Annotated in this window: 10 protein-coding genes and 3 tRNA genes; 2 read left to right on the forward strand and 11 right to left on the reverse strand. The window is 57.6% G+C overall.

Annotated elements, in window-relative coordinates:
- Positions 1–9 precede the first annotated feature (9 nt).
- Positions 10–2,334: a 5-methyltetrahydropteroyltriglutamate--homocysteine S-methyltransferase gene (gene metE, locus soil367_RS10415; RefSeq protein ID WP_136549050.1), complete on the forward strand. Its 2,325-nt coding sequence runs from the start codon at positions 10–12 to the stop codon at positions 2,332–2,334.
- Between the two features lie 170 nt (positions 2,335–2,504).
- Here metE and soil367_RS10420 read toward each other — a convergent pair whose 3' ends face one another.
- The 9 genes from soil367_RS10420 to alaS form a co-directional block, all read right to left on the reverse strand.
- On the reverse strand, positions 2,505–3,827 hold the full coding sequence (locus tag soil367_RS10420) for a sodium ion-translocating decarboxylase subunit beta (RefSeq protein ID WP_136549051.1): 1,323 nt from the start codon (positions 3,825–3,827) through the stop codon (positions 2,505–2,507).
- A gap of 13 nt (positions 3,828–3,840) precedes the next feature.
- Positions 3,841–5,622: a sodium-extruding oxaloacetate decarboxylase subunit alpha gene (gene oadA, locus soil367_RS10425; RefSeq protein WP_136549052.1), complete on the reverse strand. Its 1,782-nt coding sequence runs from the start codon at positions 5,620–5,622 to the stop codon at positions 3,841–3,843.
- Positions 5,623–5,667: 45 nt separating this feature from the next.
- Entirely contained in the window at positions 5,668–6,060 is a 393-nt protein-coding gene (locus soil367_RS10430; RefSeq protein ID WP_246065255.1) for an OadG family protein, read from the reverse strand.
- Between the two features lie 790 nt (positions 6,061–6,850).
- A tRNA-Arg gene (locus soil367_RS10435) sits at positions 6,851–6,927 on the reverse strand.
- Positions 6,928–7,241: 314 nt separating this feature from the next.
- Positions 7,242–7,318, reverse strand: a tRNA-Arg gene (locus tag soil367_RS10440).
- A gap of 100 nt (positions 7,319–7,418) precedes the next feature.
- A tRNA-Ser gene (locus tag soil367_RS10445) sits at positions 7,419–7,511 on the reverse strand.
- 214 nt (positions 7,512–7,725) lie between these two features.
- The gene (csrA, locus tag soil367_RS10450; protein ID WP_136549053.1) at positions 7,726–7,920 is read right to left on the reverse strand and encodes a carbon storage regulator CsrA; all 195 of its coding nucleotides are present in this window, start codon (positions 7,918–7,920) and stop codon (positions 7,726–7,728) included.
- Positions 7,921–8,076: 156 nt separating this feature from the next.
- Positions 8,077–9,318: an aspartate kinase gene (locus tag soil367_RS10455; RefSeq protein WP_136549054.1), complete on the reverse strand. Its 1,242-nt coding sequence runs from the start codon at positions 9,316–9,318 to the stop codon at positions 8,077–8,079.
- Between the two features lie 213 nt (positions 9,319–9,531).
- Positions 9,532–12,156 (reverse strand): alanine--tRNA ligase, encoded by a 2,625-nt coding sequence (alaS, locus tag soil367_RS10460; protein ID WP_136549055.1) that lies wholly within the window; start codon positions 12,154–12,156, stop codon positions 9,532–9,534.
- Positions 12,157–12,548: 392 nt separating this feature from the next.
- On the opposite strand from alaS, the gene soil367_RS10465 reads away from it, so the two are divergent.
- Positions 12,549–13,067, forward strand: a complete 519-nt coding sequence (locus soil367_RS10465; protein WP_136549056.1) for an RDD family protein — start codon at positions 12,549–12,551, stop codon at positions 13,065–13,067.
- 52 nt (positions 13,068–13,119) lie between these two features.
- Here the strand turns inward: soil367_RS10465 and lptG are convergent, their stop codons facing one another.
- Entirely contained in the window at positions 13,120–14,178 is a 1,059-nt protein-coding gene (gene lptG / locus soil367_RS10470) for an LPS export ABC transporter permease LptG (RefSeq protein WP_136549057.1), read from the reverse strand.
- Complete coding sequence (gene lptF / locus soil367_RS10475) at positions 14,171–15,256, reverse strand: LPS export ABC transporter permease LptF (protein WP_136549058.1); 1,086 nt, start codon at positions 15,254–15,256, stop codon at positions 14,171–14,173. The genes lptG and lptF overlap by 8 nt, the downstream gene beginning before the upstream one ends.
- Positions 15,257–15,355: the final 99 nt, after the last annotated feature.

The following is a 15,355-nucleotide window of genomic DNA, read 5'->3' on the forward strand; positions in this document are numbered from 1 at the left end:
TCTTTTCAAATGGCACAGCTGCATCTTCTGGGTCTACCCAGAATCGGGCCAGACCGCGAACTTAAATGGGCATTGGAGAAGTATTGGCGTGGGGATATATCTGCGGAGGCACTGATTGAAGTCGGCCATACGCTGCGTCTGGCGGCCTGGCAACACCAGGCCGACCTCGGTGCGGACCTTATAACGGTGGGCGACTTCAGCTGGTATGACGGAATACTCGATCACAGTCTGATGTTTAACCTGATTCCCAGGCGATTTCGCGAAGGGCCTTCCCTGAAAGGCTTCGCGTCCTACTTTGCACTAGCCCGGGGGCATCAGGACGGGAGCCGCAAACTGGGCCCGAGCCCCATGCTCAAGTGGTTCGACACCAACTATCACTATCTTGCCCCGGAGCTGGACGCCGACAGCCACCCGCAACTGGACGCCACTGCTTTGCTCGAACAGGTCGGAGAAGCCCGCACTCTGGGCCGGCCCGTCAAGGTCGTTCTGGTTGGCCCGGTCACTCTGCTTTGGCTCAGCCGCGCGGAGGGCGGAACCGACCCCGAGCGGCTCAGGCACCTTGAGGCCCTGACTACCTGCTACGCCGAACTTCTCGAAAACCTGCACACTGCGGGCGTCGCCTGGGTGCAATTGGACGAGCCAGCACTGTGTACTGACCTACCCGAATCCTGGCGGAGCGCATACGAGCGAACCTACCAGCGGTTGGGTTCCAGCCCCGTGCCCCTGATTCTTGCAACTTATTTTGACGGCCTGCGCGAGAACATGACCCTCGCATTGCAGCTTCCTGTTGCCGCGGTGCATATCGACCTGGTCAGATCGCCCAGCCAGTTGGCGACCGCACTGGACCGCCTGGGTCCAAACAAGATTCTCTCGCTCGGCGTGATCGACGGCCGCAACATCTGGCGAGCCGACCTCAACAAACTCCTTGCGACGCTCGAGCCCGTCCATGAACGCCTGGGCGACAGACTCTGGCTCTCGACCAGTTGCTCACTGCTGCATGTCCCCTACAGGGTCGATCGGGAAAATACCCTTCCCGATTTTCTACGCCATGGCCTGGCCTTCGCGGAAGAGAAACAGGCTGAACTGGCTTTGTTGAAAGCAGCGCTGAACCAGCCGCGCGATACCACCATTGAGGACCAGCTGGCGTCTGCTGCCTCGGCAGTCGATACACTCCTGTCCCACCCTGAGCGCAACCATTCCCCTACGCGCACGAAACTCCGAAATATCAGCGCGGAGGATCGCCAGCGGACTGAGACCCATGCTGAGCGCAAGCGGCTGCAACAAAGAACGCTCAAGCTCCCGCTTCTGCCCACTACCACCATTGGCTCTTTTCCTCAGGACCAGGCTATCAGGCAGGCGCGCAAAGCCTTACGGGACGGCGCTATCAGCTATGATGACTACCGCGCCCGTATGGCCGACGCGATCACAGACACCATCAGAGCGCAGGAAGCCCTGGGGTTGGATGTACTCGTACATGGCGAACCTGAGCGAACCGACATGGTGGAATACTTCGGCGAACGTATCGAAGGCTTCGAAACCACTCGCCACGGCTGGGTGCAGAGCTACGGCTCCCGATGTGTCAAACCGCCCATCATTTATGGCGACTGCCGACGCCGAACGGGGCTGACACTCGATTGGATGGCTATCGCCCGGGCCGCCACGGACAAACCGCTCAAAGGCATGCTGACCGGCCCGGTGACCCTCATTGCCTGGTCCTTTGTGAGAGAGGATATTCCGATGGCAGCAGTGGCGGACCAGCTGGCGCTTTGCCTGCGCGAAGAAATAGAAGACCTGGAAGCGCTAGGCATCACGATAGCCCAAGTCGATGAGCCCGCCTTACGGGAACTGCTGCCACTGCGCAAAAGCGATCAGCCGACATACATGGACTGGGCTATTGCCGCGTTCCGGCTGGCGACAGCGGGCGCTCATGCAAGTACTCAGATTCATACCCACATGTGCTATTCGCAGTTCAGTGACATCATGCCCAACATCAAGGCGCTCGATGCAGATGTGATTACCATCGAGGCGGCCCGCGGCGAACTCGCGCTTGTCCATGACCTGCGCAACGCTGGGTATACGGCGGATGTTGGCCCGGGAATATATGACATACACACGCCGCTGGTCCCGACCCAAACTGAGCTGCAGTTCCGCCTTGCCGAGATACTGCAATACCTGCCAGCGGATCAGGTCTGGGTTAATCCGGACTGCGGCCTTAAGACGCGTAGCTGGGCCGAAGTAAAGCCTGCGCTACAGGCAATGGTTGCCGCGGCCAGAGCACAGCGCGAAGCTCTGACAGAGAAGACCCGACAGAAAGGCGTGGCAGAAAAGGTCTGATAGAGAAGCTCTGACAGAAAAGCCCTGACAGAAAAGCTCTGACCGCGAAACGCTTGAGTGCGGTTTGGAAAGAAAAGAAAACTGAGGTATCACCGCAATACCAAGAAGGGCCCCGACTGGGGCCCTTCTGATTTACGACTCTATGAGCAATCCATGACGGACGCAGATGATCAGGAAAGAAATTTGATCATCACCCCGGCCGCGACTGCAGAGCCAATAACACCGGCAACATTGGGGCCCATTGCGTGCATCAGCAGGAAGTTCTGAGGATTCGCTTCCAGCCCCACCTTGTTGGATACGCGAGCCGCCATAGGCACGGCGGAAACCCCCGCTGACCCGATCAACGGATTGATGGGTTCTTTGGTTACCGCATTCATCAACTTGGCCATCAGCACACCCGACGCCGTGCCGATACAGAACGCCGCCATGCCCAACACCAGAATACCCAGGGTCTGCATATCAAGAAACTTGTCAGCACTGAGCTTGGCCCCAACGGAAAGTCCCAGGACGATAGTGACGATATTGATCAGCGCGTTCTGGGCTGTGTCGCTCAGACGCTCGACAACGCCACACTCCTTCATAAGGTTACCGAAACAGAACATGCCCAGCAGCGGTGCCGCGTCTGGCAGGAACAGTGCGGTCAGCAGGAGCACGGAGATCGGGAAAACGATCTTCTCCAGCCGAGACACATGCCGAAGCTGGCTCATCTTGATCTCACGCTCTTTCTTGGTCGTGAGCGCCCTCATGATGGGTGGCTGAATCAGTGGCACCAATGCCATATAAGAATACGCCGCCACAGCAATAGCGCCCAGAAGATGAGGGGCGAGAATAGATGCCACATAGATAGAAGTTGGTCCGTCAGCACCGCCGATAATACCGATGGCTGCCGCTTCCAGCATGGTGAAATCCATCAGCCCACTTCCATCAAGCAGCGCCGCGCCAATCACAGTCGCAAAGATGCCGAACTGAGCAGCAGCCCCCAACAGAAGGGTTTTTGGGTTAGCCAGCAGCGGCCCGAAGTCCGTCATTGCACCCACGCCCATGAAGATCAGCAAAGGCGCTACGCCGCTACCGATAGCGACCTCATAAAAGCTGTTCAGGATACCGCTGGAGTAACCAAAGTCGGTTGCAACGCCAGACGCTGCTACGTACTCGGCTGCGTCCATATCGACGATGGCGCCTTTGAAGGTCTTGAACAGTTCAGGCGTCAGCGCCTGCCCCATCTGATAGTCAACTTCCATAATGGGGGCGAGCGCCGCCAGAACTTCAGGCCGACCAAAGTGCAGCGCATTCTCCAGCGCAGTCAGCGCCAGGCCGGCTTCGGGGATATTGGCCATGATTCCGCCAAACCCGATCGGCACCAGCAGCAACGGTTCGAACTTCTTGTTGATCGCAAGATACAGGAGTACCAGCCCGACCAGGATCATTACCGCCTGGCCGATACTCAGGTTGTACAGGCCACTGCCTGTCCACAACGTCATTAGCTTATCCATACTGCGACGCCCCTTAAGCCAGAGTCAGAAGTTCATCGCCGACGGCGACAGCATCACCAACCTTGGCGTGGACCTGACCGACGGTGCCGGCCTTGTGCGCGCGTATCTCGGTCTCCATCTTCATCGCTTCGAGGATAATCATGACTTCACCTTCCTCGACAGCCTGGCCCGGGGATACCAGAACCTTGAAGATGTTGCCGCCAAGCGGTGAGGTCACGGGTTCGCCTTCACCCGCAGCTGGCGCCGGGTCGTTACCAGTGACGCCGGCATTCCCTACCCCGGTCTGTGCGATAGCACTGATGTCACCGCCTTCAGCTACCTGAACCACATATTCCTTACCGTTTACGTTGACGGTATAGGTGCCTGCACCTGTTGTTTTAGCCGGAGTATCGGCTTCAGCAGTGGGCGCCGGCTCGAACGCATCCGGATTACCGCGGTTTTCCAGGAACTTGAGCCCAATCTGCGGGAATAAGGCATAGGTCAGGACGTCATCAGCTTCGTTAGACGAGAGCTTGATGTTCTTTTCCTTCGCCACTTGTTTGAGCTCAGCTGTCAGCTTATCCATCTCCGGCTCAAGCAGATCAGCGGGGCGACAGGTGACGGGCTCTTTGCCCTCCAGCACACGCTCCTGCAAATCTTTGTTGAACGGAGCCGGCGCTGAGCCGTACTCACCCTTCAGCACCGCCGCGGTCTCCTTGGAGATCGACTTGTAACGCTCACCGGTCAGTACGTTCAGTACCGCCTGGGTGCCGACGATCTGTGAGGTCGGGGTTACCAAGGGGATGTAGCCCAGATCTTCACGCACGCGCGGGATCTCAAGCAGTACCTCGTCGAGGCGGTCGCCGGCGTTCTGTTCGCGCAGCTGGGATTCCATATTGGTCAGCATGCCGCCCGGAACCTGGGCAACCAGAATCCGTGAGTCCACCCCACGCAACGCACCCTCGAACTTCGCGTACTTTTTCCGCACGTTGCGGAAATACGCAGCGATATCTTCAAGCAGAAGGATATCGAGCCCCGTGTCGCGGTCGGTGTCCTGCAGAATCGCCACGACCGACTCGGTCGGTGAGTGTCCATAGGTCATACTCATGGAGGAAATCGCAGTGTCGACGTTGTCGATTCCTGCTTCTGCCGCCTTCAGCGCGGTCGCGGTGGACATACCGGTGGTCGCATGACACTGCATGTGAATGGGCACGTGCAGCTCTTTCTTCAGGCGGCTGACCAGATCAAACGCCACGTAGGGCTTCAGCAGGCCTGCCATGTCCTTGATCGCGATGGAGTCCGCGCCCATGGATTCGATTTTTTTCGCAAGATCGACCCACATCTCGATGGTGTGTACGGGCGACACTGTGTATGAAATGGTGCCCTGGGCATGCTTGCCGGTCTTGCGAACTGCCTTGATGGCAGTTTCAAGGTTGCGCGGGTCATTCATTGCGTCAAAGATGCGGAACACGTCGATTCCGCTTTCAGAGGCGCGCTCTACAAAACGCTCAACCACATCATCGGCGTAGTGCCGGTAACCCAGCAGATTCTGGCCGCGCAGCAGCATTTGCTGCGGGGTTTTAGGCATGGCTTTTTTCAGCTCACGGATCCGTTCCCACGGGTCCTCACCCAGATAACGAATACAGGCGTCGAAGGTCGCGCCGCCCCAGGATTCGAGCGACCAGAAACCGACCTGATCAAGTTTTTCCGCAATAGGAAGCATGTCATCAAGACGCATACGCGTCGCTAGCAGGGACTGGTGCGCGTCACGCAGGACAACATCGGTGATCCCCAAGGGTTTCTTGGCATCTGTCATCTTTAAAGCCTTCTGTTTAAAGGTGTCGTAATTCGGTTCCGCCGCTCACTTGTGGCGCGCGCGGTATTTCGATACAGCAATACGGATGGCCTCGGCTGTATCGGCATCGACTTTCGCAGGAGCAGAAGCGCGAGCCTGGGGCTCTTGCCGCCGCTTTGCTGGGGCGGGCGGAGCTTCGGGAGCGAAGCGGGTTAAAACCGCCGACATCGCCACCATGACCCCGACAAGAATAATGAGGAACGAAAAAACGAACCCCATCCCGACCCCGGTGAGTTCCAGGGCGCCTGACATTAGCTCTGACATGTAATCGTTACCTTTTTGGGTAAAGATGATTTTAGCTTCAGTTGGGTAAACTGAGGCCGGAGCAAAAAGCCGGCACAATTTACCGTTTATCAGCACATTGAGCAACTTGGCATGTCGCACTTTGGTGCGATGCAATAGTGGAAAACCGAGAAAGGCGCGATAACGTATCGCTGGACAGCAGCCTGAAAGGGGCGCGGGGACAAGCCCGGCCAAGGCTCGAGAGCAAGTCTGCATGTAGCGGCCGGGATTTAGAATATTGGGACTGGACCGTCGACCTGATCTACAGAAAGCTGGCGAACAGAGCGAGCTAGCGACCCAAACCCGGAAGACTGGAAGCAATAATGCCCGCTCAAGGCGGGCATTATTGTTTAATATGGCGCGGCTGGGAGGATGATTCGGCCTTTCAGGCCTCACCCCTTCGGGGCCGCCGTCGCGTTGCTCCGGCGTTCGCTCCACCTGCGTTGCAGGTTCCGCGTCGAACCTCTTTCGGTTCGAATCCCAGACTCCGAGTGACGTAAACAATAATGCCCGCTCAAGGCGGGCATTATTGTTTAATATGGCGCGGCTGGGAGGATGATTCGGCCTTTCAGGCCTCACCCCTTCGGGGCCGCCGTCGCGTTGCTCCGGCGTTCGCTCCACCTGCGTTGCAGGTTCCGCGTCGAACCTCTTTCGGTTCGAATCCCAGACTCCGAGTGACGTAAACAATAATGCCCGCTCAAGGCGGGCATTATTGTTTAATATGGCGCGGCTGGGAGGATTATTCGGGGCTACACCCCTCACCCCTTACGGGGCCGCCGTCGCGTTGCTCTGGCGTTCGCTCCACTTGCTTCGCAAGTTCCGCGTCGAACCTCTTTTCAGTTCGAATCCCAGACTCCGAGTGACGTAAACAATAATGCCCGCTCAAGGCGGGCATTATTGTTTAATATGGCGCGGCTGGGAGGATTCGAACCTCCGACCGCCTGGTTCGTAGCCAGGTACTCTATCCAGCTGAGCTACAGCCGCGTGTTTGGGTGCTGAAATTGTACCGGCTGACGTAGACAGGTACTTTATCCAGCCGGCCGGCGCTCCGGGGAGCTACAGCCGCGTGTCGAAAGGCTAACACGGGTAATACTATTCTGGCACGGACTCTAAAGTGGTCTTAGAGGGGAGGATGATTCGGCCTTTCAGGCCTCACCCCTTCGGGGCCGCCGTCGCTTCGCTCTGGCGTTCGCTCCACTTGCTTCGCAAGTTCCGCGTCGAACCTCTTTTCAGTTCGAATCCTTCGGACCACTCAGTCGACCTAAGCCGATGGGTGATGCCGAATTCCTACTTCAATTTGGCGCGGCTGGGAGGATTCGAACCTCCGACCGCCTGGTTCGTAGCCAGGTACTCTATCCAGCTGAGCTACAGCCGCGTATTGGTTTTCTGGACCTGTACTGACTGCCTGGTTCGTAGTCAGGTACTTTATCCAGCCGGCCGGGGCTCCGGGGAGCTACAGCCTTGCGCTTTGATAATGGCGGAGAGGGAGGGATTCGAACCCTCGATAGGGGTATAAGCCCTATACTCCCTTAGCAGGGGAGCGCCTTCAGCCACTCGGCCACCTCTCCAAAGACGCGACGCATAATACCATATAAAACTGAGATTCATAGGCTTGTGGTCGATTTTTCGGGGTTGGATTCCCGACCAGACCTGTTTGAGGTGACCCGGACCCGACAGGAACAATTAGCTTCCGAAATTGAATCCGCCCCAAGATTCTCCAAACAAAAAAAGGATGAAACACACACCGTGCATCATCCCCATCAGCAACTGCTCTTTCCGGACTTAGTCCTGTTCTGGCTCGGACCCATCCGTCTTTTCTTTCTGGATACGCTGGTAGATCTCTTCACGGTGAACTGCCACTTCCTTCGGCGCATTGACACCAATACGGACCTGGTTACCTTTGACACCCAGCACGGTAACAGTTACCTCGTCACCAACCATGAGCGTTTCGCCCACACGACGTGTCAGAATCAGCATCTTCTAACTCCTTGTTTAATCCTAAGCATCCCGTTCCAACTCTTGGCGGAAGGTTTCGGGTTCCTGTTCGCTGTTGCGTCAGTTCAAATCACAGGCGATCCTGCCCTGATCAAATACAACTCACACGTTGCAGCGGGTACTCAGCAGGAGAGCGACCTATACCACCTGCTGAGCCACCTCGACCTGATCCAAACCGAACGTTCCATGAAGCGCCCGGACTGCCAGCTCAAGATACTTCTCATCGATCACCACTGAAATCTTGATTTCTGACGTGGAGATCATCTGTATATTGATGCCTTCCTTCGAAAGACATTCAAACATTGTAGTCGCTACGCCGGCGTGGGAGCGCATACCGACGCCAACTATCGACACCTTGGCAATCTTCGTATCGCCGGTAATGGCCCTTACATCGAGCTCCCGGGACGCTTGTTCTATGATCTGCTTGGCTCGGGCATAGTCGTTACGGTGCACCGTAAAGGTGAAATCCGTGCGATTGTCCGCGCCGACATTTTGCAGAATCATGTCGACTTCAATATTGGCATCACTTACCGGTTTCAGTATACGCAAGGCAATCCCGGGTGTGTCAGAAACCCCGGCTACGGTTAACTTGGCTTCATCCCGGTTAAAAGCAATGCCCGAAACTAGGGGTTGTTCCATGACTTCCTCATCATCAAGCGTGATCAGTGTACCCGGGCCTTCAGTAAAGCTTGAAAGTACTCTTAGTGGCACACGGTATTTACCGGCAAATTCCACCGAGCGGATCTGCAGGATTTTCGACCCGAGACTCGCCATTTCGATCATTTCTTCGAAGGTTATCTTGTCGAGACGGCGGGCGCTGTCGACGACCCGAGGATCGGTCGTGTAGACCCCGTCCACATCCGTATAAATCTGGCACTCATCTGCCTTCAACGCCGCGGCTAACGCTACTGCCGTGGTGTCAGAGCCGCCCCGGCCGAGTGTTGTTATGCTACCCTCGCCGTCCAGACCCTGAAACCCAGCCACCACGACCACACGACCTTTTTGCAGATCCCCACGTATGGCTTCTTCATCGATGTTCTGGATCCGGGCCTTGGTGTAGGCGCTGTCGGTGCGTATGCACGCCTGCGCGCCAGTGTATGACCGCGCATCAATGCCGCGCTTTATCAAAGCCATACTGAGTAACGCAATCGTAACCTGTTCCCCGGTCGAAAGGAGCACATCCATTTCCCGCGGCACTGGCTGTTCCATGATTTCATTGGCCAGACCGACAAGGCGGTTGGTCTCTCCGCTCATGGCCGAAACCACGACAACGATGTCATGCCCCTCGTCACGGAAGCGCTTCACCCGATCCGCAACTGCATTGATACGCTCGGTCGTGCCTACGGAAGTACCACCGAACTTTTGAACGTAAAGCGCCATGAATAGGTGTCTCTATAGCCCAGTACTGGAGAATTTCAGCTTACTGCTCGTTCGCCTGTTCGCGGCTCAGGTTGTCCGACGATCCGGCAATGACGAAAACGGGCGAGTATACGCGCAGACGCGGCGGCGCAATAGCCCCGTGCGACTGCAAGGTAGCCCGTTAATCAGCCCCCCGCCATAACCCACTGATCCGCTGGCCATTGATCCGCTGGGTTAGCCGGTCGCCTTTGCCACCCAGTCAGGCACGCTGGCCAGGGCTTCGGAAAGTTTTTCCGGATCACTGCCACCGCCTTGGGCCATGTCAGGCCGTCCGCCCCCTTTTCCGCCAACCATTTGCGCAATGTCGCGAATCAGATCACCAGCGCGTACTTTGGCAACTGCGTCCTTGGTGACGCCCGCGACCAACACAACTTTGCCATCTTCGACCGTTGCGAGGATAACAATTGCCTTGCCAAGCTTATTCTTTAGCTGGTCGACGGTGTCCAGCAACGCTTTTCGGTCCGCGCCGGGCATTTCCTCCGCGACTACATTGTAGCCGTTAATTTCCCGGGCGCTTCCGGCGAGGTCATTTCCGGCCGAACTCGCAAGCTTGCCTTTGAGTTGCTCAAGCTCTTTCTCGAGTTGCCGGTTCCGGTCAACGACAGACTGAACCTTCTCAACCAGCGCTTCTCGCCCACTCCGAACCAGAGTGCCAACTTCCCGTATCTGGCTTTCCGTGGATCGCATCCAGTCGAGGGCGCCTTTGCCCGTTACCGCTTCGATACGGCGAACACCGGATGAGATGCCGGTTTCAGCAGTGATGTGGAACAGCCCGATGTCACCGGTGCGGGAAACATGGGTGCCACCGCAGAGCTCAACTGAAAAGTCATCCTTGCCCATGGATAAAACGCGCACCGAGTCGCCGTACTTCTCACCGAACAATGCTACGGCACCCCTGGCTTCGGCGCCGGCCATGTCGGTAACTTCAATCTGGACAGGTGCATTGGCCAGCACCTGTTCGTTGACCAGGTCTTCAATTTCTGCGATCTGCTCTGCCGTCAACGGCTCGAAATGGGAAAAGTCGAACCGCAGCCGTTCCGGGTTAACCAGTGACCCCTTCTGGGACACGTGATCGCCAAGAACCCTGCGCAGCGCAGCGTGTAACAAATGGGTGGCCGAATGGTTCAGTGCGGTAGCCGAGCGCTGGCCATGGTCTATCCGGGCATCGACCTGCATCCCAGGCTTCAGGTCACCAGCAACGACCCGCCCTATATGGAGGTGGTTTTTGCCGTCTTTGCGTGTGTCCTCGACCTCGAAACGTCCGCCCGGCCAGCTCAGCGTGCCGCGATCACCCACCTGGCCACCGGACTCAGCGTAGAAAGGCGTCCGCTCAAGCACAACAATGGCCTTGTCGCCCACCGTGGCCTGGGTTTCGACGCCATCGACCAGCACCACCTGAACGGTTTCATGACCGTCGATACTGTCGTAACCGGTAAACTCAGTTGCGCCGGAGAGAGAAAGCCCGGCGTTGTAATCCAACCCGAACTTACTCGAGGCTCGCGCCCTGTCGCGCTGCGCTTCCATTTCTTTCTCGTAGCCATCGTAATCGAGGGCAAGCCCCCGTTCCCGGGCGATGTCGTTGGTCAGGTCGACCGGGAAGCCGTAGGTGTCATAAAGCGTGAAAATCGTCTTTCCGGGAATCTCGGAGCCCTGCAGCGCGGCGATGTCCTGCTCAAGCAAACGCAGACCTTTGTCCAGTGTCTTGGCGAACTGCTCTTCCTCCTGCAGCAGGATCCGCTCGATCTGGGCCTGACTCTTGATCAGTTCGGGGTAGGCTTCACCCATCAGCTCGACCAGAGCACCCACCAGCTTGTGAAAGAATGGCCCGGTCGCACCCAGCTTGTTGCCGTGGCGGGCAGCGCGCCGGATGATACGGCGCAACACAAAACCACGCCCCTCGTTAGAGGGCATCACACCGTCAGCGATAAGGAATGCGCATGAGCGAATGTGGTCGGCAATGACCCGCAGTGACGCCTCGCTGGTGGCGACCCCGCCCAGCAGTCGGGATGCAGCTTCCAGCAGGTCCTGAAACAGGTCGATCTCGTAATTGCTGTGCACGCCCTGGAGCACGGCGGTTATCCGCTCCAGCCCCATCCCGGTGTCGACGGACGGCTTGGGAAGCGGCTGCATTTCACCGTCGGCAGTACGATTGAACTGCATGAAGACGACGTTCCAGATCTCTATGTAGCGATCACCGTCTTCTTCAGGGCTTCCTGGCGGGCCGCCCGCTACATCCGGGCCGTGGTCGTAGAAAATTTCGCTGCAGGGGCCACAGGGACCGGTGTCACCCATCTGCCAGAAGTTATCGGAAGCATACGCGCCGCCCTTGTCGCCGATACGGATAATCCGTTCAGCCGGCACGCCGATCTCCTTTTCCCAGATGCCGAATGCTTCGTCGTCGCTCTCATATACGGTTACCCAGAGGCGGTCCGCGGCAATACCCAGCCAGTCGGGTGACGTCAGAAACTCCCAGGCGTAACCAATCGCCTCGCGCTTGAAGTAGTCGCCGAAACTGAAGTTGCCGAGCATCTCGAAAAAGGTGTGGTGGCGTGCGGTGTAACCGACGTTTTCCAGGTCGTTATGCTTGCCACCAGCTCGCACGCAGCGCTGCGAGCTGGTGGCGCGGGTATAGTTACGCTGTTCCCTGCCGAGGAAGACGTCCTTGAACTGATTCATACCGGCATTGGTGAACAGCAGCGTCGGATCGTCCGCCGGCACGAGCGAACTAGTGGGCACGACTTCATGACCCTGCTTCTTGAAGTAATCGAGGAAAGCCTGGCGTAACGCTGCTGTTTTCATAAATTCTCTGATTCCTAAACGTCGCTCATCAGGGGCCAGAATGACCGACGGCTGCTTACCGTTCGGGTGGACTTGTTCTTCCAGAGTGGTGCAATAGGTCTGGTTTTGACCGGACATTGCAAAACGAGTCCGGTCAGAGACAGGCCAAACATACTGGCGCATTACTCTATCACAGCTATCAGGCGCTAAAAACGAGAAACCGCCGGGGTACATTGGCTGCGCTGGCTCGGCCTCAGAGAAGATCTGACAAAGCGAACGGCGACGTTTATCAGCGGCTTGACCCCGGCAAGTAATGCCCCAGTGACGTCATGCAATGCTCTGCCTGTGCCTGGGCTCGTCCAGTTCGGGTATAATCCGGGCCGTTTCCTGCTGTCCTGCCTCCCGGAGAACCCATGCCCAGACGTACCCGCGCCAGCCAACGCCCCGCTGCCGACACGCCAGCCGGACCTGAAGCGCCGACTGCGGCAGGATTAATAAGGCGGCTTGCAGCAATGCTATACGACGGCCTCGTCTGCGTTGCCCTGGCACTGGTGCTGACAGGCATATACACGGCCGTATCCGCAAAAATTGTCGGGCCGGAGCTCTATCAGCAGCAGGCGCTCGCTAACGTGGGTAAGTTTGATCCACTGCTCGCCTCTATCCTTTTCGTGACCCTCTACCTGTTCTTTGCTTATTTCTGGCGCCACAACGGTCAGACCCTGGGTATGCAGGCGTGGCACCTCCAGATAGAAAATGAGGATGGGTCCAGAATAAGCTGGATGCAGGCGCTGCTACGCTACCTGATGGGGTGGGTCAGCTGGCTGGCCTTGGGGATCGGTTATCTGTGGATTCTGTTCGACCGCGACCGTAAAGCCTGGACGGATCGGTTCTCTAACAGTCGCATGATCCGTATTTCGCCCCGACGCAAATAGACACGCAACATCAGCGGGCAGCTCTAACGGACAAAAAGCGTGCGAAAACAGCTCAGCCCGCGCGCCTTATAAGAAACGCCCCCAGAATCGCCGAGATCATGATGGGTGTAAGCGTTGCGAGAATGGGGTCAAACCCGAACACGGTGCTCATGGGACCCAGCAGATCCTGCATGTACTTGAACAGCAGGCCAACAACAATGCCAGTGAAGACCCTGAACCCCATGGTGACCGACCGCAGTGGCCCGAATACGAAGGAGATGGCAACCAGCACCAGAACCGACGTGGCGACGGGCTGGAGCACCTTTTTCCAGAACGACATCCAGTATTGATCGGCATTGAGGTCCTGTGAGTCCAGGTAGGAACCATAGGTGTAAAGTCCGGAGATCGACAGATTGTCGGGTTTGACGATCAAGACGCTCAGGACTTCAGGCGTCAGGTCCGTCTCCCAGCGGTATCTGGCCTCTTCGTCACGCTGGGTTTCCTCGGGAGTCAGTCGCGTGCGGACCACGTCATGGAGCACCCAATGGTCACCGTGGTAAGTGCCCCGCCTGGCATGGATAGCCTCCTCCAACCACTGGTCGTCATAACGGAACAGCGATATTCCGACCAGCGATCCATCGGTCTGCACTGCGTTGAAGTGCATGAAGCTGTCTTCCTCCCGATGCCAGAAACCATCCGCCGCCGCGACATTGACTGAGCCGCTCTGGGCCATCACTTTGTCACTCTGGGCCAGCCGCTCGAAGTAAGGCGCAACATATTCGCCGAGCAGGATTCCAGCGACAACCAGGACCAGCGCAGGCTTCATTGCCGCCCATATGATGCGCTTAAGCGAGACACCCGCAGCGCGTATCACCACCAGTTCCGAACTGCTGGCCAGGGCCCCCATGCCGACGAGGCAGCCCATGAATGCGGCTAGCGGCAGGTAGTCGTAGATCCGCCGGGGTAACGTCATGACGATGTACCAGAGCGCGGCCAGGGCCTGATAGTCGCCCTTGGTATCGTCAAGTTCGGCGATGTAGCCAAACAGCAGGTCCAGAGACAGGACCACCACCAGCACCAGCGCCATCGCGCCAGCCACCGTTTTGACGATGTAACGGTCGAGCTTACGCATGGCGCAGCCTCCTGCGGCGCTTGAGCTCCGGTAATTTATGCAACGCGAGCAATACACCCAGAAACAGCACGTGCACCCACCAGAGACCCAGCCACTCAGGCATCTGCTCGTTCGCCAGCGCATCCCGGGCCACGATCAAGAGCCCCAGGTACGCGATGTAGATCAACATGGCCGGCAGCAGGTGGAAGAAACGCCCCTGCCGGGGGTTCACGCGGCTGAGCCGGATCGCAAGCAGTGTCACCACCGGCACGATCAGCGGCAAGGCGATACGCCAGTGCAACAAGGCCCGCTCTTCAGGATCGTCTGAAGCCATGAGCTCAAACGTGCTGACCGCTTCTTTGATACGTTTCTCGCGGGCGGCCTGGTTTTGGGAAATTTTCAGCCCGTAGGACTCAAACTCGACCACGCGGTAGTCGCGCTGACCCGGCTGACCTTCAACGCGCGTACCCTCATGCAGAACCAGGAACCTGCTCCCGGTGACATCGTCGATGATCTGCGTCCCACGTTCAGCCGAAATCAGGACCACACCGTCGCCCTCGGGCTGGGCAATAAAGACCCCCCGTAGCTCGCGCTTGTCATCGCTCAGACCTTCGGTGTAGGTCACCCGCCCGCCAGAGCTCAGACTCTGAAAGCGCCCCGGCGCCAGCATTTCGAACTCGGTCATCTTGTACTGGTCATTGAATATCCGCTGTACCTGCTGCATCCCCCACGGCGACAGATAGAGGCTCATGAAGCCTACTATGACCATGACGACGAGACTGGCACCCAGAGTCTGCCACATGATCTGGCGCTCACTGACACCGCAGGCGAACAGTACGGTCATCTCGCTTTCCAGATACATACGCCCATATGCCAGCAAAATGCCGATAAACAGGCCCAGCGGCAGTATCAGTTCGAGAAACCCGGGGAAGCGGTAGCCCATGATGGCAAAGAGCACATCAGCCGCCAGCTCCCCCTGGGCCGCTTCCGCGAGGTACTTGATGAAACGCCCGCTCATGAAGACCAGCAGCAGAATGCCGGAGACTGCGGTCATGCTGATCAGAACCTGGCGCGTCAGGTAACGAAAAATGATAAACAAGGGATTCCCTTACAGCACGGGTTACAGGTAACCGTTTTCCCACTCAGGGCCAGTTGCAGGTACGGTTCCGATAGTCAGCGTCCGGCAAAGGCGAGTTTT

Source organism: Hydrocarboniclastica marina (assembly GCF_004851605.1).
GTDB lineage: Bacteria > Pseudomonadota > Gammaproteobacteria > Pseudomonadales > Oleiphilaceae > Hydrocarboniclastica > Hydrocarboniclastica marina.